This is a genomic window from Pseudomonas sp. TH32 (assembly GCF_016650855.1).
Classification (GTDB): domain Bacteria; phylum Pseudomonadota; class Gammaproteobacteria; order Pseudomonadales; family Pseudomonadaceae; genus Aquipseudomonas.
The window spans coordinates 2,359,526-2,379,214 of sequence record NZ_JAEKFA010000002.1; the positions used below are offsets into that span (position 1 = coordinate 2,359,526).

Genomic DNA, 19,689 nt, shown 5'->3' on the forward strand with positions numbered 1-19,689 from the left:
GCTTTTTCTGCCAGCCTACCGGTGATAAGCCTTTCGGTAGGTGGTGGGACTCACGCCCACGATCGACAAGAAGTGTTGACGCAAAGAGAGGCTTGTACCAAACCCGCAGGCGTCAGCGATTGCCTCAACGCTATGGTCGGTGGTTTCGAGGTGCAGTTGAACGGCTTTGATTCGCTCGCTGGTGAGCCACTGCCCAAACGTCGAGCCGGTCAGTTGCTTGAAGTGCCGGGTGAAACTGCGTCGACTCATCGCCAGCCTCTGCGCGACGTGATCGATTGACAACGGTTGGCCCAGATTGGCCCGAAGCCAGTCGAGCAACTGGCCGAGACGCTGGTCGCTGGCGCCTTGAGGCACCGGCTGGCTGATGAACTGAGCCTGGCCGCCGTCGCGATGAGGCGAGACGAGCAGTTGGCGCGCCAACGCGTTGGCAACCCCCGCCCGTAGAGACGCCTGACGATGTGGATGCAGCAATCGAGCCCCGCTGCCACGCCCGCCGAGGTCAGCACCTGCTCTGCTTCGACATACAGCACTTTGGGGTCCACTTCGATACGTGGGAAATCTCGCGCCAGATGCGCAGCCCAGGCCCAGTGCGTGGTTGCCCGCTTGTCGCACAGCAGGCCCGCGTGGGCAAGTACGAACGCCCCCAGGCACAGCCCCACCACCAACGCGCCGCTTGCATGGGCGGCCTTAAGGGTTTCGACCAGTGCTTGCGGCGGCGCTTCGGCGACATCACGCCAGCTGGGGACGATGACAATATCGGCCCCGACGACCTGATCCAGACCATGGTCGCACTGGACGGCAAAACCGGCGTTGGTCATCAGCACCCCATCCTCGCCAGCACAGACCACCAGTTCAAACCAGGGTGAATCCCCCACCCTACGGTCTTTACCGAACACCAGGCAGGGAACGGAAAGGTGAAAGGGACTGATTCGATTAAAGGCGATGACCGCCACTCTCACACTTTTTTTCACAGAGACGGGCCTGATCAAGATTGGCCCGATTCTAATGAAAAATGGTTATTGGGCCAATGGTGCCGATACTGAGATACGTCCACTCTGACCTCAGCTGCATTTCACCGGGAAATGCGCAATTCAGAGCTCAGGCCTCAATGAACATCGCGACTTTTTGCACACTGGGAGTACTTATGACGACGCTGTCGATGACCGAACCGGCGCAAGCGGCCGGACCTGTACCTTCCCTCCCCTATACCAGCGAGTCCACTGCCTATCACTGGTCCAGCGTGGACGGCGTGAAGGTGTTCTATCGTGAGGCCGGCCCCAGGGACGCGCCAACCCTTGTGCTGCTGCATGGCTACCCTTCGTCGTCGCGCATGTGGGACTCACTGATACCGCTGCTTGCCGATCGGTATCACGTGATCGCCCCCGACTACCCCGGGTTCGGCAGAAGCGACGCGCCCTCCACTGCGACCTACGCCTACACCTTCGACCATCTGGCCGAGACCATGAGCAAGCTGCTCACACAATTGAAAATCGATGAGTACACCCTGTTCATGCAGGACTACGGCGGCCCGGTAGGCTTTCGGATGATCCTCAACGCCCCGCAAAAACTGCACGGCATCATCATCCAGAACGCCAATGCCTATAACGAAGGCCTGGGTGCCAAATGGGCAAACATCGCCAAGTATTGGAAGGCCCCTTCCGAACATCCCGAGCAAGTCGATGCGTTCACGGGGTACGAGGGCACGAAGCAGCGTCATCTGGGCACCAGCACCCATCCCGAGCGCTATAACCCGGATGCCTGGGAAGACGAGTTTGCCGCCTTATCCCGTCCGGGCCAGCGGGCCATACAGTCGGCGTTGTTGCTGGACTACCAGAACAACGTCGCCTCCTACCCTAAATGGCAGCAATGGTTGAAAGACAACCAACCGCCCATGCTGGTCATGTGGGGAAAATACGACCCGTCGTTCATTGTGCCGGGGGCCCTGCGCTACAAGGATGACGTGCCGGGTGCCGAGGTGCATATCCTGGAGGCGGGCCATTTCGCACTCGATGAAAAAACCGAACAGATCGCCAGCCTGACGCGCCTGTTCATGGCGCGCATTACTGCCGGTAAATAGTCAGCGGCTCCTGAGGGCTTGATCATCTCGGCCCTCAAGGATGTAAACGCTGATGAACAAAGCCCCCCCTGGCTGCCGTAGGGAGCGGCTTATGAATGCTTGCCAGATATATCCGGAAGGCAATCTTCGAGAGGCAGGCGCAGGCTACTTCGTTTTAGTCGATTGGGTGGCCATCCAGCCAAATACGACGACCATCACAATCGGCATGATCATCTTGCTTGGCGGGACCGAGCCCGAGTAGGCCTGGAAGCCGAGCAGCAGCAACTGCAAGACGTTGCCTATCACGCAAACAAGAAACACCCATCGCAAGTACCTTGGAAACATCTGTCCATCCTTAGAGTAAAAAAACGCGATACTAGTCGGGTTGGGATTGGAAGCCAAGGCTGCGGGCGCCGTTTGAAACGCACTTGCCGATAACCAAACCAATGCCTCATCGTTCGGGGCTTCAAGAAATGTTGTAGCGGGTGCAAGCATATGAAAGAAATCTATCTATTGGTCGAGCACGGCATGGATCAAGGCGAGGTGTACATACTCGGCTGGTTCGATAATGAGAAAAAGGCCAAGGAGGTGGCCGAAATGAAGGAGTGGGAGGCATACCATGCCGCCATCAACCGTGAGCATTCATGGTCAAATCACAAACCGCTCCCGCCAGACCAGACTAACTACCGTCGTTTCTGGGTCAAAGAAATTTCCAAATATGAACCGGCTCCCAGCATCAAGCCCTCGGCGGTTCACTGAGAGCCAGGATGATTCAGAAAGCCACGGTCAGCGCCGCCGAGCGAAAGGTGCAGGCGCTTTCCGGCGAGCGGGATCCCTCAGGGTCAGACCAGTGTTCCCGACATCATCCCCCGGCACCTAATACTTTCCCGCGCCCAATAAAAAACCCCGTAGACGTTAATCTACGGGGTTTCTAAGAGTGGAGGCCGAGGTCGGAATCGAACCGGCGTAGGCGGATTTTCAATCCACAAATAAAACAATATAAATCAATCACTTAAACAATATTCTTTTCCGCATTTGTAACGCGTCAAAACGGCGGGAGGCCTTTGTTTGCGCGACGTTCATTTTTCATTGCGGAACTGATTTTTGATCCAATCTTGGTTCGCCGGCATCGTCGCAGTCGCTTCACACAACTGGCCCACTGCATAAAAGGAACGCCTGGCAGCTATCGGCCAATAGCGGTCGTTGATCGATTGATCATGGGCGAGTATTTAAACTTTGAAAGCAAGTGCCAGCAGCGGGATGTGTGGTTCATGCAAGCGCCAGAGGGGCTACCCAGCGGATCCAGACTGGGAGGTGTGACGGGCAGCTTGCCTAGACTGTCGCGACGTAGGCAATGAGTTCATCGATGAAGACTTTAACTTTTGCTGAAAGGCTTCGATGACTGGGATAAAGCGCATGGACATCAACGCATCCTGTGCTCAGATCTGGCAATACTCGTCTGAGGCGGCCATCCTCAACGGCGTCCCTGGCATGAAAGTCTGGGAGCAGACCGATCCCCGCCCCCTTCATCAGCATGGCCTTCAGCACATCGGGCTCCGGAATGACCGATCGGTTGGAGAACTCAAACTCTCGCAACCCACCTCCTTTAGCATAAAACCGCCAAGTTTCATGGCGATCGGCATGGGCAATGATTCGGTGGTGGCGCAGATCGTCTGGCTTGACGATTGGATCACGAGTATCTAGGTAGGAAGGGCTGGCACATGGCCAAAGCTCAAAGGAAGTGATACGCCTGGCAATCAAGCTTGAGTCCTGCAACGGTCCGATCCTGATTGCAACGTCAACATGTTCCATTTGAATATCAACCGGTCGGTTATCAACGCTTAGGACAATCCGCACCTGTGGATGATATTCCATGAAAGCGGGAAGCATCTCGGCTAATGGGCCTACCGCGAATGTGAAAGGCGCATTGATGTGCAAGTCCCCGCTGGGTTTACCGATCAAGCCGCTAATGCGGTTTTCTGCTTCGGCTACATCATCAAGGATTCGCTTGGCATGCTGTTTGAGTAACAGCCCCGCATCCGTCATCCGAAGATGGCGAGTGGAACGTTCAACAAGCACAGCCCCCAGCGTCTCCTCTAGGCGCATAAGCGAACGGCTGACTGATGACTTTGGCATTGCCAGTGAGCGGGCTGCCGCAGATATGCTCCCCAGGTCGGCAATGCGAGCGAAAGCTGTGAGGTCAGATAGATTGAGCATAAAGTTGTTGTTCCAAAAATGGCACAGCTTGTCTACATAATGCCATCTAATCGAAATTACTGGAACGATGTATCGTGACTCTAAACCCACCCCGAGGATAGTGATCATGACTCAGACCGTTCTTCTTGTAGGCGCCACAGGCATGTTGGGCGGGCGTATTGCTCACCATCTGCTCGAACAACCTGAAACACACGTGCGTTTGCTGGTGCGCAACGTCAGCAACAAGGAAAAGAGTGAGACCATTCAGGGCTTGGTCAAGCGTGGCGCCGAACTGGTCGAAGGCGATCTTACAGATACGACGTCACTCGACCGTGCGACTCAAGGCGTTGACGTTATCGTCTCTGCGGTGCAGGGAGGACCTGATGTCGTCGTTGAAGGCCAAGTGGCTTTGGCCGAGTCAGGTAGACGCAATGGAGTACGTCGTATTCTTCCATCAGATTTTGGCTTGGATTTGTTCAAGGCGACCCCTGGTGAGCATGCTGCCTTCAATTGGCGCGCCAGCGCTGACGAAAAGATTGCGGCCTTAGGCATGGAGCACATCCATGTACTGCAAGGCGGCTTCATGGACATGTTCGGTCCCGGCTCCCCCTTGGTGGACTACGAAAAAGGCGTGATCAGTTTCTGGGGCGACGGTGAGCGGCCAATCGAAGTCACCACCGTTGACGACACTGCGCGAATGACCGCGCATGTCGCCCTGGATCGCAGCCTTACAAGCGGCAAGTTTGCATTTGCAGGTGACCACGTGTCATTCCATCAAGTAGCTGACACTGCGGAAAAAATTACGGGTATTCGCTTTGAGCGACGCTCCAAGGGCACCGAGGCAGAACTGCGTGCGGCCCTCGACCACGCGGCCGGTAGCAACCCGATGGAAGCGATCATGCTCGCTTATCAGCTGTACATGCTCAACGGGCAAACAGCGTTGACATCGCTGCGGAATAATCAGTATCCGGACGTAACATTGCAGGGATTTGAAAGTTTTCTGCGCGGTCGTTTTTTTCAAAGAAACAGCTGAATGGGTATTTGCATAGCGCACCATCAGTGCGCTTTCAGCCTGGCAACTCGCGCCAGGTGGGATCGGGCAACGATCTGATGAGAAGGTCTGATCCCCCATAGGCACAACCTTCCCAAGCGATTTCGGCCAAAAGCGGCCGTCGGGTATCTACGAAACCCGGGGTGATTCAGTCTGATCGGTAATCACATGGCCACACTTGCAACCCAGTTTGCTCATTTGCTCTTCAATACCTTGAGTTAGACCACGTAGTTAAAGGGCGGACAAGTCTTTGGCAAAAAGCTCGACTTGGCTCGGGAGGACCAAAAGAGAAGCATTTATTTGCCAATCGCAGCCGTCATCTGACGTTGAACCCAAGTAGATGCGCAAGAAAACAAATCCCGGAAAAGCAGGATCCAGGCAGGCCGAGATCGCAAAATCCTCGCTTTCAGAAAGCCAGTCTTTCGAGTCGCCTTCCTCAAGTTGCGCTATCGTGGTGAAGAACCCGTCAAGTAGATGCTGGTTATCCGCAGCGGAAATCCATTCTGATGTGATTTCTGCGTGCAGATCAGTCCCCGAGAGTCGAACGACAATGCAGCCAGTCCGGCCGCTTGGACACGGAATGATGGTCAGTGTCAGCCCATCCTCTTGCTTTATTTCTGCTGGCATTGCTGCACCGATATCAGGGCTGAGATTTGCGATATTACTCAAGCACGAGCTGAAAACTCAAAGACGGATTAGTACGTGTCATACACAAGGTTACCACTTAGGCGGTAGTGGGTTCGATTGGGCATCGTCCACCAGACCTGGTTGTCACTCCTTACAGAAGGTCAGGTTTGGGCCGATAAGCGAAGCCCTGCTCTGGCCGATTGCTGCCCGTCACAAACGGCAAAAATCGGCCAATAGCTGCCTGTCGGAATCGGCTGAAGTAGCCACAAAGCGGTCATCTCCGCGTTCCAGTATTATTATGCCGGCCTTCGGAATGTTTATAGGTAGGTTGATCCATGGCCAGAAGCGTTAGGCTTCAAAAAAAACTGCATACACGGCATCTGATGGAGACAGCTGAAGAGGTGGTACTTGATGATAGCCTTGTTGGAAAGCTATGGGCACTCAATCAAGGTGACAGATTTGAGTTGAATTCAGCTTCTCTCAGTTCTGCAGTTGTTCAAAAGTACCGCTTGGAATACGTGATAACGAGAGGCCCTGTTCCTGGACACTGGCTATACACAAAATTTGACCCAGAGGAACTTGTATTATTTTTTACGGCAAAAGACTTTGACGGCATTTGCCATGGCTGGACTCTGTTTGACGAGTGACAACCTCAGTTTTAGCTCTCTGAGACGCAGCTCTGGGTCGATTTCGGTCAGTCGTGACAGGCAGAAATCGGCCAGGAGCAGACCTTCCTTAAATCTCCAAATAGGTTTACAAGCCAGATACGTTTACAAGTTTAGGCAAGACGGCATGACACTTTCCAAGGGCAGTATCATAAAACTGATCACTATTGACCGGGCGGCGGCGGTACTCAGGGACTGGATGAGTTCTCGGGAGGCGGCTCCTGGAGATATCGCCGTGGTGGAAAGGGTTTCAATGGGGGAGGCTAGATGTACCGTTCTCTTGTTGTGCGAGCCAGAAGTAGGATTCCTTGAGTGGAGAGCATCATATTTTGAGTCTGGGTTGACCTATGAGGTGCTTAGTAGCAGTCCCACTGACGTCGCCTCTTGAATGTCTGCTCAAGGCCGATTTCTACCTGCCGCCACCGTCAGCTTTGGGTCGAGAACGGCCACTCATGACCTTAGAATGGGATCCCAAGCACCAACTGCTACGCTGTTCACTCCACAAGAGGAACGCCGATGCCCAACTCAGACCTGCTCCCTTCTCTGCTCTCCAAGCTCTACGAAAACCAGCTGGCCCTTGAGGCGTCCATCATGGAGATCTCGAACTGAGTCGAGCAGCGTGGCTCCGCTGATGTGGCGGAAAACGTGCGCGGCGCCCTGCACACCATCGACGAGAACGAAGAGTTCATCAAGCTGACTCTGGCGGTCCTCATGACGCCTGACTGATCGTCGGGTAAACCTGCATTTCGTCGCTTCAAGCCTTCCTCTTCACGGAATCTCGAATACTGTATGTGCATACAGTATTCGGAATACCCGACCATGAACATCGATGAAGACACCGATTGGTGGCTTGGCAGCCCCACACCCCTAGAAATGTGCAGGCAACACGCGCTCATGCTGGAGAACGAGTACCAGGAGCAGAGCCTGCAATTGCGAAAAGCCAGGCAGGACATTCAGGGGCTGATCCAGATGCAAGCTGGTGCTCTACACGACAAGGCCACGGCTGAGCTCAAGCTCAAAAAAGCACAAGCCGAGATTGCCGGGCTAAAAAGCAAAGTGTCAGAGCTTGATGGCCAAATTGGAAGCCTGCTGGTCGTTAAAAACCAGCGGGATATCATTCTCCACCAGAACCAGGAGCTACTGCGGCAGATCCGTATTGGGCAAACCACGATCAGCAACTAACCTGAGTTGAACCTCGGAGGTTATGACCATGTGCGGAAGACTTTCCCAGTACAGCGGCATTCACGACTTTGTAGCAGCGCTGAGCATGCCCAATGCCCTGGCGAACTCCGTGGGTGAATTGCCGCTGGAGCGCTACAACGTGGCACCGTCCACCCAGGTCGCCCTGCTCCACCTGCAGGGCGATCTGCTGCACGCCGACCTGGTGCGCTGGGGGTGGCGCCCGCACTGGGCCACGGACCGCGCCGCGCCGATCAATGCCCGCGTCGAGAAGGTGGCCCTCGGTCCGTTCTTCCGCGCGATCTGGCCTCACCGGACAATCACGCCCATCGACAACTGGTTTGAATGGGTAGATGAAGGCGGCCCTAAAAAGCAGCCCTACTTGGGGGTGTAAGCCGGCCCCCCAGAAAATTCCGTCACCTCATTGGAGCAGGCCAAATTCCCTGCGTCACAAGCTATTTTCTAGTGACCGTGAGTGTACGACGGTGGCAGAGCATATTGGGCTATTAGGGAGCACATCCGCCGAGGCGCCAGGCCAGTCGGGCGAACAAGCAGTAGAGCCACTGGCCGCCATGAGAAGGAGGTTGAAGCGGCACTCTCAATGCGATTGCCTTAACGCGAGCTTGTCAGGGCGCTATTGAAATATTCTGTAACGGCCTTCAGGCGACCGCTGTATAACCTTTATCGTACCCCATTCGTTATTCTAAAAGCGCCAGAATGCTATGTGTTCAGGGCCGTCTGCTGTCGAAACCAGTAAACTTTATTGAGAGTTAAATCGGGAGCGCATTAATGAGGAGATACATGCTAAACGGATTCATAGCACTTACGCTCAGTGGGACATTTATGCCTGCCAATGCAGCCTGCTCTTTTGTAGATAAAAAAACAAATACCAGCAACTTTGCATATAGCGTTTCAGATGAGGACTGCAAACTTATTAAATTTAATGGCGAAAGCTTGGTCACTATTCATGTTGAGTATCCAACAATGAAAGTAGTGAGCTATAAAGACAGATCTGACAACATAATGACTTTGATGATCTCTCCGATCTCAGTTCCTCCATTTGATATTAATCGTGCACACAGCGAAACAAAAACTGTCAGATCTATCGATGGTGTTGAATTATTAGAGGGAAGAGAGAAAACCTATAGGGTATTAGGTAGCGATGGGGGTAATGCTTACATTTCTGACTGGGGAACGATTTTTGTTGGAAAATTGGCTTACAAGGATAAATTGATAGTTCGGTATATATTTAAACATGGAGTTTCAGACATAAAAACTGCGAATGAGTTTGTGCTGGGTTTCCTAGAACGTTTTTTAACTGATTGAAAAGGTAACTTGCATGACACAAATGCCATTGACAGATGCCGAGATTAGCTATCTTAAAGGTAGATTGTCCGTATATGATTACGCAGGAGGGTATCAATACTTATATGATGTTGTGCAGAACGCCATTCCCAACCAAACTGATCAAAATGAGAGAGATCAGTTACTAATGACAGCCAACTGGCTCATTTCTGCAAAGTCTATTAATAATCATGATGGGACTTTTGTTAGCGAGATGGTGTTGAACTCTATGAAATATGCAGTTGAACAATCCGGAAGAAACTTTACCGGGGCCATGTTTCAAAATGCTTCCAACGAATTGGCTCGAAATGTAATTACGGATTTTATTGACGCTAAAGGCGTTTTGCCAATTCAACAAGTGATCGAAAGAGACGTTCAGTCGGCAGTACAAAAATTAGGATTGCAGCCATGGCAATGGGGTGGGACCCTTGGGGATGTTTTCCCCACGTGGATGGGAGGGCTAGGCGAAAATTTCGTTGAGGTACCAGGAGATACATTTCTAGAAGGCATGAATAATTGGGCCACGGTTATCGTACAAAACCTCGCAGCTGTTGGAATGATTTTCGAAAATCATTTGGGTAATGCCTCAATGATTTTGCCTATAGCCGCGAAGAAACTGTTTGGCGATTTATTAATCGGTGACGAAGAAATCAACATATCACTACCCGTTATACCTGGTGGGGGAGTTGGTGACGGAGGCGGAAGTGGAGGGCCAGGCGGAGTCACTTCTGGGTCGAACGACTACGGCACAGGAGGCGGGATTCCTGTGACAAATGGCGAAAAGCCTGCTGCTAATGTTGATATTTTTTTTGAGAGTGTCGGTGGTCTTGAGTATGTTAGCCCAGAACAAATTGCAAGAATGAAATGCAAGCTAGACGGCAAAGTAGATCCTTTAATTTTGGATTTGGATGGATCAGGCGTAAAACTTACCAGTGCTCATGTATTTCCCGTTCAGTTCGACATGAACAACGATGGCCAGAAGGTCCAAACTGGGTGGAGCAGTATCAAAGAAGGGATTGTTGTTTTAGACCTCAATAAAAATGGCAAGATTGATGATATTTCAGAGTTAATGTCAGAGTATTTTGGCGCCGTACAAGGAAGTAATGAGTCGCCAAGTGAAAAGACGTTTGAGAATGCTTTCTATGCGCTACGTAGTTTAGATAGCAACCAAGACCTCATATTTGATAGCCAAGATGAGCAATGGAAGGATGTGAAAGTTTGGATTGATGCCAATCATGATGGCCAAAGTTTTATAGATGGAACCCATGAGTTTCAGGAGGTAAGTGAGCTGTACTCATTGGATGAGCTTGGCATTTCTCAAATCGACCTGAGATTCATCAGCCCGTTGGTAGATACAAGAAATGGCAATGATATAGTTGGGGTTAGTAGCTTTACTCAAAAAGATATAGTTAAAGAAGCAGTTGCCGTTAATTTTTCTACTGTTATCTCCGCCGAGCCACCAACAGTTACAATGCCAGGATTAGCCTATACAAACAATGACCTATGGGTTGCGTGACATACACAAAATGTGAGCAGTTTCAAAAATCTCACAATGAGTTGCTTTTTTGGAAAAAGTGTTGCTGCCGGCCTGTCGGAAAACACATATTTTACGACAGGCCGGCAGCCATTTACAAAACACTGGCTGTAATGCAACAAAAAATGTACGGAAAACCTTGTCGCTATGGACTACCATGCGGAAATCTAATTTTCATGGTTATCCGCTTATGTTGGTTGGCTACATGCGTGTTTCCTCGGACTCGGATCGATAGAGTACCGACTTGCAGCGCGATGCTATTCTGATGGCGGGTAATGCGCGGAATAAAGGCACAGATATGATAAAACGTATTCTCCCCAAGAGTTAACCGGCATGTTAGCCATTTGGAGGTGCTTAAACTTCTTTCGATAAATATCTAGACGGTTTTAAACCCTCTATACAACCCTACCTGAAACCATAAAAACAAAATAAAAACCAGAAAATAAGAAGCAAAAATAATAAAATGTCCCGGCACAAGCCAATATAAAGCACAGACACAAATCACAAGCAAAGTACAAAATGACCTTTGCTGGCTGGCCTATCGAAACGCGCATGAAAATACATACGCTCCGCGCCAGTTGAAATCCGGCGATATAGCCACCCCTATAAAGCTGGATGATGTCAAAACCCTGATCCCATAAGGCTCTTCCACCCCAAAAAATCTCTTCTAGATACATCAAATCAGCGCGGGGTTGCGGAAACGATCTTAAAAGTTGCGGAAACGATCCCAAATTACAGGCAATAAAAAACCCCGTAGATCATTGATCTACGGGGTTTTAAGAGTGGAGGCCGAGGTCGGAATCGAACCGGCGTAGGCGGATTTGCAATCCGCTGCATAACCATTTTGCTACTCGGCCTCAAACGATTAATGCCTTACAACCGACATTCACCGCATACAAACTTGAGTGGGCTATGTGAAGCTTGCCTCTACTCTATCTCATTGAAAACATTGAAGTTTTTAATGCTTCAGTGCGTTCGATGGGCGCAATTATGTACTCATTTGCCAGGGCTTGCAACCCCTTGATTTCAAAAAATATTCTCTCAAGGGGCGGCCGTTGCCGGTGGCCTACCCTACCGTCCGGCTTCTTCCTTGTCACGGACAACCTGTAATTGGTACTGCGGATCAGCCTTGATCTGCTGCTCGGTAAACGGCAGCGGCCCGAGTTTTTCTCGGAGAACGCCTGGGTCTGGTCTTTGAAGTATTTCGACGCCGGGTCGCTGGACAAGGAGAACGCCAGTACGCCAACCGCTTGCGGCCCCTTCTCGTCGAACGTGACGATTTGCAAGTAGCTGCTGCCGCTGACCACCTCGCGTTTGCCATCCGCCCGGGGCACGCTTTGCATGGCGTTGTACACGCCCAGTTCCTGCGGGCCGCCATGGATCGGTGTTTGTCCCGAGACCTGGATATCACCCCAATGGCTGTCGGCGGTCAGCCCGCGCTTGGCCACGTCGGCGGCGGACGCCAGCATCGCCTCGCGCAGTGCCTTGGCCACCCCTGCCCGCTCAATGGCCAGCCCACGCGGTGTGGTCAAGGGGTGTGCCGGGTCGAAGCCGACCTTCCACGCGTCTGGCGCTTGGGCCAGTTGTTCCGCCAGGTTGATGAAGTGCACCAGGCCCAGGCCGCTGTCTAGGTTGGCGCGCTGGTCCCAGTTTTTCAGGCTGTCGCACACCGACTTCACGCTGGCATCGGCACCCGCGCAGAATTTCAGCAAGTCCGGCATGACCTGGCTGGCGAGGTACACCTGGTTGTCCATGACCATGTTCTGCAAGTCGACGACCTTGATCGGCTGTTTGTCGAGTTCCTGCAAGCGTTGCAAGGCGAAACGGGCGCGTGGGCCCAGGCCGATGTTCTCCTGGCTGATCACCGGCGAGAACCCGGTCAGCGGGGCCTTGGGGTTGACCATCCACGCCGAGTCGTTGGAGTGCTGCACGTAGTCGGTGCGCTCAAGTTGCGGCTGTTGATCGGCCGGGAAGATCCCGGCCTGGGCGGCACGCGGGTCCACGTCCCAGGCGCAGGCGCTGCGGGAGCCGTCGAGCATGATGAACTGCAGGCCCACGCGCGGGTCGCTGCACTGCGTGAGTTTTTGCGCACTGACGTTGGGCACCACCGACAGGTTCATGTACAGGCTCTGGCCCTGGTCGTCCGCCGCCAGGGTGTTGACCCACGGGATGCCTTGCAGGGTGTGCACCGAGGTTTGCAGTTCCTTGAGGTTCGCGGCGCGGTTCATCGCGTACCACTGTTGCAGCACCCGATCGTTGCCCAGGTTGGCGTCCCGCAGGCTGAAGGCATATTTTTTATCCCAGTCCAGCTTGCCCGGCCATTGCACCATCGGGCCGAACTGCGAGCTGTAGACGGTGCGCGACTCTTCCCGGGTACTGCCGTCGGCGGCTTTCACCGTCACCTTGAGGTGGGTTTTATCCATGGGCACGGATTTGCCATCCAGCAGATAACGGGTCGGGTCCTTCGGGTCCAGGGTCAGGCGGTACAGGGTGAAGTGTTTGGAGGTATCAACCGTATGGGTCCAGGCCACATGCTGGTTGAAGCCGATGTTGATCACCGGCAGGCCCGGCAAGGCGGCGCCCATCACATCCAGTTGGCCGGGAATGGTCAGGTGCATCTCGTAGAAACGCATGCCACCAACCCACGGAAAATGCGGATTGGCCAGCAACATGCCACGGCCGTTGAATGATCGGTCGCGGCCCACTGCAACGGCGTTGCTGCCACGGTCCAGGGCGAAACGCTGCTGGTTGGCAGCGGCGACCTCAAATGCCTTGGCATCCCGTTGAGCGACGGCATTCGGCGGCGCGGCGCTCACCAAGGCCTCGGCAAACTGCCCGACGCCGCCCTCCACCAGCAAGCGGCGGGTCAGCTTGACCAGGCCTTGCGGCGTGATGGGCCGTACCCACGCGGCCTGGCACTGCGCCGGCAAGCCTTGGGCGGTACGCTCCTTGAGGTAACGGTTGTAGCCGGCCACATAGCCTTCAATGCGCTGCCGCATTGCCGGGGTTTGTGCCTTCCAGAACGCCGCAACCGCCTCGGGCGTGTTGAGCCAGGTGAAGAACACGTCGTTGGCGAGGTTGTTGCGCCCCTCCAGGGTCGCCTGCTCGGGGCCGAAGTACCTGGCGCGCTCACCGTTGACCGTCACCACCTCATTGGCCAGCAGGCACAGGTTGTCCTGGGCATAGGCATAGCCGATGCCAAACCCCAGCCCGCGCTCGTCGCTGGCCCGGATATGGGGGACACCAAAACCGGTGCGGCGGATCTCGGCCGTGGCCTGCTGCTCCTGCACCCGCGCCGTGGCCGAAAGACTCAGCCCCAGCAACGCACCCGCCACGCACACCCTGAACAACCCGTTGGTAATAATCACGCAGACTCCACAGCCAAATTAAACACCGTGACGAGGGACAGCTTCGCCAACACCTCAGTTAAGACGTAAAAACCGGGAATAATTTAGCAGCCGCAGGCGTTTATTCAGACATGTCGGTATGTCTCCGGGATGTTACCGACAAAATTTCTACATCCCGCGCTTCATGATTTCGGCTGCTCGTACGTCTTATTAGTTAAGAGCACCATCATTTTCCTGATCAGGCTCTGATAAGGAGTTTCTGCATGTACAACTCGCAACTGCCCACGGAAGGACACTCATCCATGCATGACGGCGCTTTTGGCTCCGGCAACCAGGCGTTCGGCAAGGCGCCGGAACATGGCAACCAGCGCATTCGTCATTTGCTCAAGTGCTTTGGCCTGCGCACCAGCCTGATCCGGCTGAAGGTCATCGACGCCCTGCTGACCGCCGCCGACAACCAGCGCACCCTCGGCGTGCGCGGTGTGCACAGCCATTTGCTGGAGCTGGGCATCCCGTTGTCGTTTCTCAGCGTGCGTGAGGTGCTCAAGCGCCTGTGCACCGAAGGCGTGATCACCCTGAACGCCGACAAGAGCTACAGCCTGCACGAGCAGGCTGCCAAAGTCCTGGAAGGCCGGGCCTGACTCAGAGGTTAGGCTTGACCTTGCGGCGCATCACACCGTTGATCACCACCACGGTCACCGCCACGGCAATGGCGATGTACTGGAACGTTTTTTCGCTGATGACCCCGTTGTTCTGCAGGTAGGACAGGCCAAACATCGTCCCCAGCACCACCAGGGAGATCAGAATCGAGTATTTCAAACGTTGCTTTTGGGTCATGACGGGTTCCTGAAGCTGAAAAATTGTATCCACTTTGTATCGACTGCCACACCAAGCGCATACCCTTTGGCGGGGATGGAATGGGGTCGGCGGGGTCTCATGTTACAGGCGATGAAAAACTTTGGCTTGTCCAACGCCTGATTGAACCTGTGAGTACCCTAGAGGATCTGGAAATGCTTCGTCGAATCACACTGCTGATTCCCTTGCTGATCATGCTGAGCATGAGCGGCTGCATTATTTTCCCCCACGGCGGTGGCGGGTGGCATGACCATCGCTACTACGACGGCGGACCGGGGTATTACCATCGCTGATCACGCTGCATAAACAACAAACCCGACATCCAGTCGGGTTTGTTTTGAAGGGCCAGGCCTAACTGTTGGCGCCATGCACCCAACGCTGGTGCAACCACCGCGCAAACGCATCCAGGGCAAAGCCCAGCAAGCCGATCAGCAACACCATCGCCATCAGCTCCGAGTAAGCCAGCCGGTCACGGGTGTCGAGGATGTAATAACCCAGCCCCGCACTGACCCCGAGCATCTCGCACGGCACCAGCACGATCCACAGAATGCCGATGGCCAGGCGCACACCCGTCAGCACGTGCCCCATCACCCCGGGAATAATCACCCGGCGCAAGGTCTCCCAGCGTGTCGCGCTCAGGCTTTTGCTCAGTTGCAGCCAGCGCGGATCAAGCTGACGCACACCCGCCGCCGTATTCAGCAGAATCGGCCACACCGCCGCGAACGCCAGCAGGAAGTAGATCGGCTGGTCGCCCACGCCCATCAACATCACCACGATGGGCATCCACGACAGCGGCGAGATCATCCGCAAAAACTGGAAGGCCGGCGTGGTCGCCGCTTCCAGCTTGCGCGAGCTGCCCACCAGCAAGCCCAAGGGCACACCTATCAGCAACGCCAGGAACAGCCCGACAAAGATTCGCTTGAGGCTCACGGCGATGTTCAGGTACAGCTCGCTGCGCCCCAGCAACTCCCACAGGCTGGCGAAGGTCGCCGACAGCGAGAACCGCGCAGACAAACCGTCTGCACTGCCAAATACCTTCACCCCCAGCCACCAGAGCAACAACAACCCTGCCAGCCCGCTCAAGCCGAGCAACCAGCCCGGCAGTCCCAAGGTTTTGCCGTGATTCAAACGCCAATCTCCTCGTTTCGCTCGAAGCCTTCCGGCAGGCCGAAGGTTTTCATGCCGCCGACCGCCGCGATGGCGTTGCGTACGAAGCGGTCGTCCACCAGGTCTTTGGCGACGAAGGCAGGATCCAGGTCGGCGAGGAATTTCTTGTCGCCCTCGATCAGCGTGTCCTTCAAGCGGCGCACCAGTTCCTCGGTGTAGCTGGGGAATGGATACGGCTGGAAGTCGATGCGGTGCTCGTCCCAGTTGGCGTGCTGGATCGCGCCGTCGGCCAGGTACGCGGCACGGTCGCTGGCCGCCGGCGCGAGGACTTTACGCAGCACCGGTTCGGCGTGCGGGGTGTAGCGGTTTTCGCCGTCCTTGGACAGTAGCTTCACTGCCTCTTCGCGATTGTCACGGGTCCAGACCTGGGCCTTGACGATGGCATTCACCACCTTCTGCGACCATTCCGGGCGGTTGGTCAGGTCGTGCTCATGCATGAACACCACGCAGCACGCGTGGTTGCGCCACACGTCGCCGGTAAAGCGCTGCACCCGGCCCACGTTGAGGTTTTCAGCCAGGGCGTTGAACGGCTCGGCGACGATGTAGCCGTCGATGCGCTTGCTGGCCAGGGCCGGCGGCATGTCGGAAGGCGGCAACACGATCAGGTTGACTTCATTGGCGGCAATCGCGCTGCCAGCGGCACGCGCCACCGGGGTCAGGCCGTTGTCGCGGAACAACTGCTGCACCACCACGTTGTGGATCGAGTACCAGAACGGAATCGCCACCGACTTGCCGCCCAGTTGCTTCACGTCGGTAATGCCCGGGGACACGGTCAAACCCGAGCCGCCCACGTGGTTCCAGGCCACGACCTTGGCCGGGACCTTGCTGCCATAACGCGCCCACACCGTCATCGGCGACAGCAGGTGAATCACGTTGACCTGGCCCGAGATAAACGCCTCGATCACCTGCGCCCAACTGCGCAACAGCACCGGGCGCTCGGCCTTGATGCCCTCGGCTTCGAACAGGCCATTGTTGTGGGCCACCAACAACGGCGTGGCGTCGGTGATCGGCAAGTAGCCGATACGTACCGGTGCGTCCGGCTCACTGGCCGCCCGAGCCTGCAAACTGCTGAGCAGTGGCAAGGCACCGGCGGCACTGAGCACGGCCGAGAGTTTGAGAAAGTCACGGCGCGAGTGAGTGAGGTCATCCAGACACATGGCAAGGCTCCAGCAGTTCAGTGGGTTGGGGGTTAGTGCGGCTCGCCTGCCGTAGGGTTTTGAGAATCTCGATGCGCAGGATGCCGATGGCCTCTACCTGTTCTTCCCGCGGTTGCGGCAGGTCGATGCGCCATTCACCGAGGGTCCGCGCCGGGCGGTTACCCAGTAGCAGAATCCGGTCGGACAGCAGCAGCGCTTCGTCGATGTCGTGGGTGATCAGCACCGCCGCCGAGCCTTGCTCGCGGTTGACCTTGAGCAGCAGGTGCTGCATGTCGGCACGGGTCACTTCATCCAGGGCGCCGAAGGGCTCGTCCAGCAGCAACACCTGCGGCTGGCGGGCCAGGCAGCGCGCCAACGCGGTGCGCTGGGCCATGCCGCCGGACAACGCCGCCGGGAATTGCTGCCGGGCGTGTTCCAGGCCTACGGCGTTGATTGCGTGGTCGATACGCTGGCGTCGCTCTTCAGGGCTGAGGTGCGGTTGCCGGGCAAAGTCCAGGCCGAAGGCGACGTTCTTTTCCAGGCTCAGCCACGGCAGCAGGCTGGGGTCCTGGAACGCCACCGCCACCCGTGGATGCGGGCCGTTCAACGGCTCGCCCAGCAGGCTGATGCTGCCGCCCTGGGGCGTCTGCAAACCGGCGAGCACCCGCAGCAGGCTGGACTTGCCAACACCGCTGGGGCCCAGGATCGACACCACTTCACCCGGCTGCAGCTGCAGGTCGAAACCTTCCAGCACCGAATTGCCCGCGTACCCCAGGCAAATCCCCTGGGCGTGCAATACCGCCTGGCTCATAGATTGGCCTGACGGTTCAGCTCGGTGCGCAACTGCACCAGGCTCGGGGTCACGATCGGCACAAATGCCGACTCGCGCCAGCGCCGGGCAAAACCGCTGCCGTGGGCGGTCAGGTAGGCCTTGCCGCCGCTGGCTTGCAACTCAAGCTGAACAGCGCTGGCGGCAATTTCGGCGAGGGCAATGCGCAGGCGGAACAACGGCACCGGCTCGGTACCGAAACGGCCACTCAGCAGGCCTTTCTTGAGGTCGTTGACTGCCTGTTCCAGCGAGGTACGCAGCACTTCCAGTTCTTCGCGCAATACGGTGCGGCTGGAGCCCAAGTGATTGGCCACCTCAGCCAGCGAACGCCGGGCCAGGCCGATGGACATGCCACACTGCAAACCGAGAAACGCCGGGCGCACCGCCGGCAGGAACTTGCGCGCATCGTCATGCAGCAGCCAGTCGCGGCTCAGTTCCACGGCTTCAAAGCCGAGGGCGGCGGTATTGCTTGATTGCAGACCCAACAGCTCCAGGTCACGGGAGCGTTGCAAGCCGCTCACCGAATCGGGAATCGCCAGGATAAACGGCGCGCCGCCCTGGGCATGCTCGATGGCAGCTGCCACCACAAACCCGTTCTTGCGCAGGTTGGTCACCCAGTGCAGGCGGCCATTGAGGTTCCAGCCGTCATCCGTCGGCTCGGCGCTGATTTGCAGCGTCTCGATGCCAGACAAAAACTTCATCGCGTTGGACAGCCCGGTCGCCCCGGCGAGCTTGCCGCTCAGCAGGTCCGGCAGCAGTTGCTCGCGCAGCCGCTGGTTCGGGCTTTGCAGCAGGTACTCGATAAACGAGCGTTGGCCCCAGCAGACAAACGCCGACGCCAGGGAATGGCTGGCCACGTCGGCAATGGCTTCCACTGCGCCCGTGACATCGCCGCCCAGGCCACCGAGGTCCTTGGGCACACCGATACGTAATACATTGGCCTCTGCCAGCCGTGGCAGCACTTCCTGCGGATCGCAACTGCCCACATCCAGGGCCTGCGCTTGAACATCGAGCCAACGGCTCAAGATTGGGTCAAGCATTCATGTTTCTCCTTGTTACAGCATGTTTACCATCGCGAACGCTTGCGCGCCTTCAGCTTGCCGGTTTTTCCCAACGGTATTGCGCCAGCTCCGGGTTCAGCGGGGTACGGGCGAACACGTTGGCGAAGTTGCACAGGGTCGCCAGGCTGACGCCCAGGATAACCTCCAGCGCATGACCGTCCGTGTAACCCGCCTCACGGAACGCGGCATAACCGGCGTCGCTGACATCACCGCGAGTGGCGATCACTTCGCGGGTGAACTCGGCGAGTGTCTCATAACGCTCGTTGGGCAATTCACCGCGCTGGCGCAAGGCGTCGATCACGTCTTCCGGAAGCTTGGCCTTGTTGCGCGCTACGGCAGTGTGCCCGGCGACGCAGAAATCGCAACCGTGGGTCGTGGCAGCAATCAATTGCACCACTTCACGGTCGGCCAGGCTCAGGTCCGACTTGGCGTTCAGGCCGGACACGGTGATGTAGGTTTCCAGTGCCGCCGGGGCGTTGGCCAGCACCGCCAGCAGATTGGGGATGAACCCGGAACCCTTCAGGGCATTTTCCAGAAAGGGCTTGGCCGCTTCAGGGGCGGTTTCCAGGGTTAGCATCGGTACGCGGGACATGGAGTGGTCTCCTCATGGATTCGTGCACCCAGTCTGTTGGTTATAAAAAA

The 19,689-nt window shown here is 56.0% G+C and carries 17 protein-coding genes, 1 tRNA gene and 4 pseudogenes; 11 read left to right on the top strand and 11 right to left on the bottom strand.

From position 1 onward, the window contains the following. Positions 1-15 precede the first annotated feature (15 nt). Positions 16-959: pseudogene (locus tag JFV30_RS14490) on the bottom strand (GlxA family transcriptional regulator). Between the two features lie 185 nt (positions 960-1,144). Between JFV30_RS14490 and JFV30_RS14495 the strand changes: the two are divergent. Next, positions 1,145-2,077 (top strand): alpha/beta fold hydrolase, encoded by a 933-nt coding sequence (locus tag JFV30_RS14495; RefSeq protein ID WP_242487084.1) that lies wholly within the window; start codon positions 1,145-1,147, stop codon positions 2,075-2,077. A gap of 474 nt (positions 2,078-2,551) precedes the next feature. Beyond that, positions 2,552-2,815: a hypothetical protein gene (locus JFV30_RS14500; protein WP_201124401.1), complete on the top strand. Its 264-nt coding sequence runs from the start codon at positions 2,552-2,554 to the stop codon at positions 2,813-2,815. 573 nt (positions 2,816-3,388) lie between these two features. On the opposite strand, the gene JFV30_RS14505 is transcribed toward JFV30_RS14500, so the two are convergent. After that, positions 3,389-4,381, bottom strand: a complete 993-nt coding sequence (locus JFV30_RS14505; RefSeq protein WP_201124402.1) for a LysR family transcriptional regulator — start codon at positions 4,379-4,381, stop codon at positions 3,389-3,391. Between JFV30_RS14505 and JFV30_RS14510 the strand changes: the two genes are divergently transcribed. Continuing rightward, positions 4,380-5,285, top strand: coding sequence for an NmrA family NAD(P)-binding protein (locus tag JFV30_RS14510; RefSeq protein WP_201124403.1), 906 nt, complete (start codon positions 4,380-4,382; stop codon positions 5,283-5,285). The genes JFV30_RS14505 and JFV30_RS14510 overlap by 2 nt on opposite strands. Positions 5,286-5,534: 249 nt before the next feature. Here JFV30_RS14510 and JFV30_RS14515 read toward each other — a convergent pair whose 3' ends face one another. Beyond that, a complete protein-coding gene (locus JFV30_RS14515; RefSeq protein ID WP_242487085.1) occupies positions 5,535-5,972 on the bottom strand; it encodes a DUF6228 family protein in 438 nt (145 codons plus the stop codon). Between the two features lie 293 nt (positions 5,973-6,265). Between JFV30_RS14515 and JFV30_RS14520 the strand changes: the two genes are divergently transcribed. The 6 genes and pseudogenes from JFV30_RS14520 to JFV30_RS14545 all read left to right on the top strand — a co-directional run bounded on the left by JFV30_RS14520 (position 6,266) and on the right by JFV30_RS14545 (position 10,634). Then, positions 6,266-6,577 (top strand): hypothetical protein, encoded by a 312-nt coding sequence (locus JFV30_RS14520; RefSeq protein ID WP_128591920.1) that lies wholly within the window; start codon positions 6,266-6,268, stop codon positions 6,575-6,577. 534 nt (positions 6,578-7,111) lie between these two features. Further along, positions 7,112-7,321: pseudogene (locus JFV30_RS14525) on the top strand (hypothetical protein). A gap of 93 nt (positions 7,322-7,414) precedes the next feature. Then, entirely contained in the window at positions 7,415-7,777 is a 363-nt protein-coding gene (locus tag JFV30_RS14530; RefSeq protein WP_201124404.1) for a hypothetical protein, read from the top strand. A 28-nt stretch (positions 7,778-7,805) separates the two neighbouring features. After that, positions 7,806-8,159: pseudogene (locus JFV30_RS14535) on the top strand (SOS response-associated peptidase family protein); the annotation flags it as partial. Between the two features lie 416 nt (positions 8,160-8,575). Beyond that, on the top strand, positions 8,576-9,100 hold the full coding sequence (locus JFV30_RS14540) for a hypothetical protein (RefSeq protein ID WP_201124405.1): 525 nt from the start codon (positions 8,576-8,578) through the stop codon (positions 9,098-9,100). A 13-nt stretch (positions 9,101-9,113) separates the two neighbouring features. After that, entirely contained in the window at positions 9,114-10,634 is a 1,521-nt protein-coding gene (locus JFV30_RS14545; protein ID WP_201124406.1) for a hypothetical protein, read from the top strand. Between the two features lie 801 nt (positions 10,635-11,435). Here JFV30_RS14545 and JFV30_RS14550 read toward each other — a convergent pair. Both JFV30_RS14550 and pvdQ read right to left on the bottom strand, forming a co-directional pair. Next, positions 11,436-11,509 (bottom strand) — tRNA-Cys (locus tag JFV30_RS14550). A gap of 214 nt (positions 11,510-11,723) precedes the next feature. Then, positions 11,724-14,020 (bottom strand): annotated as a pseudogene (gene pvdQ / locus JFV30_RS14555) (bifunctional acylase PvdQ). 242 nt (positions 14,021-14,262) lie between these two features. On the opposite strand from pvdQ, the gene JFV30_RS14560 reads away from it, so the two are divergent. Further along, on the top strand, positions 14,263-14,640 hold the full coding sequence (locus JFV30_RS14560; protein ID WP_010171559.1) for a hypothetical protein: 378 nt from the start codon (positions 14,263-14,265) through the stop codon (positions 14,638-14,640). Position 14,641: 1 nt separating this feature from the next. Here the strand turns inward: JFV30_RS14560 and JFV30_RS14565 are convergent, their stop codons facing one another. Continuing rightward, positions 14,642-14,836: a hypothetical protein gene (locus JFV30_RS14565; RefSeq protein WP_010171562.1), complete on the bottom strand. Its 195-nt coding sequence runs from the start codon at positions 14,834-14,836 to the stop codon at positions 14,642-14,644. 173 nt (positions 14,837-15,009) lie between these two features. Between JFV30_RS14565 and JFV30_RS14570 the strand changes: the two genes are divergently transcribed. Continuing rightward, positions 15,010-15,147 carry a hypothetical protein gene (locus JFV30_RS14570; RefSeq protein ID WP_010171564.1) on the top strand — a complete coding sequence of 46 codons (138 nt, stop codon included), beginning with the start codon at positions 15,010-15,012 and terminating at the stop codon, positions 15,145-15,147. A gap of 58 nt (positions 15,148-15,205) precedes the next feature. Here the strand turns inward: JFV30_RS14570 and JFV30_RS14575 are convergent, their stop codons facing one another. Genes JFV30_RS14575 through JFV30_RS14595 form a run of 5 tightly spaced genes read right to left on the bottom strand, consistent with a single transcriptional unit; the run spans position 15,206 to position 19,639 of the window. Beyond that, positions 15,206-15,964 (bottom strand): ABC transporter permease, encoded by a 759-nt coding sequence (locus JFV30_RS14575; protein WP_201126194.1) that lies wholly within the window; start codon positions 15,962-15,964, stop codon positions 15,206-15,208. Between the two features lie 14 nt (positions 15,965-15,978). Then, the gene (locus JFV30_RS14580) at positions 15,979-17,178 is read right to left on the bottom strand and encodes an ABC transporter substrate-binding protein (RefSeq protein WP_010171568.1); all 1,200 of its coding nucleotides are present in this window, start codon (positions 17,176-17,178) and stop codon (positions 15,979-15,981) included. Then, a complete protein-coding gene (locus tag JFV30_RS14585) occupies positions 17,165-17,968 on the bottom strand; it encodes an ABC transporter ATP-binding protein (RefSeq protein WP_201124407.1) in 804 nt (267 codons plus the stop codon). Before JFV30_RS14585 ends, JFV30_RS14580 begins: the two co-directional genes overlap by 14 nt. After that, on the bottom strand, positions 17,965-19,026 hold the full coding sequence (locus JFV30_RS14590; protein ID WP_010171572.1) for an acyl-CoA dehydrogenase family protein: 1,062 nt from the start codon (positions 19,024-19,026) through the stop codon (positions 17,965-17,967). The genes JFV30_RS14585 and JFV30_RS14590 overlap by 4 nt, the downstream gene beginning before the upstream one ends. A gap of 52 nt (positions 19,027-19,078) precedes the next feature. Then, complete coding sequence (locus JFV30_RS14595) at positions 19,079-19,639, bottom strand: carboxymuconolactone decarboxylase family protein (protein ID WP_169388718.1); 561 nt, start codon at positions 19,637-19,639, stop codon at positions 19,079-19,081. Positions 19,640-19,689: the final 50 nt, after the last annotated feature.

What these genes read in the sequence shown, in the direction of transcription:
- JFV30_RS14495 (WP_242487084.1), top strand. Translation starts at nt 1,145, where the DNA reads ATGACGACGCTGTCGATGACCGAACCGGCGCAAGCGGCCGGACCTGTA.
- JFV30_RS14500 (WP_201124401.1), top strand. Translation starts at nt 2,552, where the DNA reads ATGAAAGAAATCTATCTATTGGTCGAGCACGGCATGGATCAAGGCGAG.
- JFV30_RS14510 (WP_201124403.1), top strand. Translation starts at nt 4,380, where the DNA reads ATGACTCAGACCGTTCTTCTTGTAGGCGCCACAGGCATGTTGGGCGGG.
- JFV30_RS14505 (WP_201124402.1), bottom strand. Translation starts at nt 4,381, where the DNA reads ATGATCACTATCCTCGGGGTGGGTTTAGAGTCACGATACATCGTTCCA.
- JFV30_RS14520 (WP_128591920.1), top strand. Translation starts at nt 6,266, where the DNA reads ATGGCCAGAAGCGTTAGGCTTCAAAAAAAACTGCATACACGGCATCTG.
- JFV30_RS14530 (WP_201124404.1), top strand. Translation starts at nt 7,415, where the DNA reads ATGAACATCGATGAAGACACCGATTGGTGGCTTGGCAGCCCCACACCC.
- JFV30_RS14540 (WP_201124405.1), top strand. Translation starts at nt 8,576, where the DNA reads ATGCTAAACGGATTCATAGCACTTACGCTCAGTGGGACATTTATGCCT.
- JFV30_RS14545 (WP_201124406.1), top strand. Translation starts at nt 9,114, where the DNA reads ATGACACAAATGCCATTGACAGATGCCGAGATTAGCTATCTTAAAGGT.
- JFV30_RS14560 (WP_010171559.1), top strand. Translation starts at nt 14,263, where the DNA reads ATGTACAACTCGCAACTGCCCACGGAAGGACACTCATCCATGCATGAC.
- JFV30_RS14565 (WP_010171562.1), bottom strand. Translation starts at nt 14,836, where the DNA reads ATGACCCAAAAGCAACGTTTGAAATACTCGATTCTGATCTCCCTGGTG.
- JFV30_RS14570 (WP_010171564.1), top strand. Translation starts at nt 15,010, where the DNA reads ATGCTTCGTCGAATCACACTGCTGATTCCCTTGCTGATCATGCTGAGC.
- JFV30_RS14580 (WP_010171568.1), bottom strand. Translation starts at nt 17,178, where the DNA reads ATGTGTCTGGATGACCTCACTCACTCGCGCCGTGACTTTCTCAAACTC.
- JFV30_RS14585 (WP_201124407.1), bottom strand. Translation starts at nt 17,968, where the DNA reads ATGAGCCAGGCGGTATTGCACGCCCAGGGGATTTGCCTGGGGTACGCG.
- JFV30_RS14590 (WP_010171572.1), bottom strand. Translation starts at nt 19,026, where the DNA reads ATGCTTGACCCAATCTTGAGCCGTTGGCTCGATGTTCAAGCGCAGGCC.
- JFV30_RS14595 (WP_169388718.1), bottom strand. Translation starts at nt 19,639, where the DNA reads ATGTCCCGCGTACCGATGCTAACCCTGGAAACCGCCCCTGAAGCGGCC.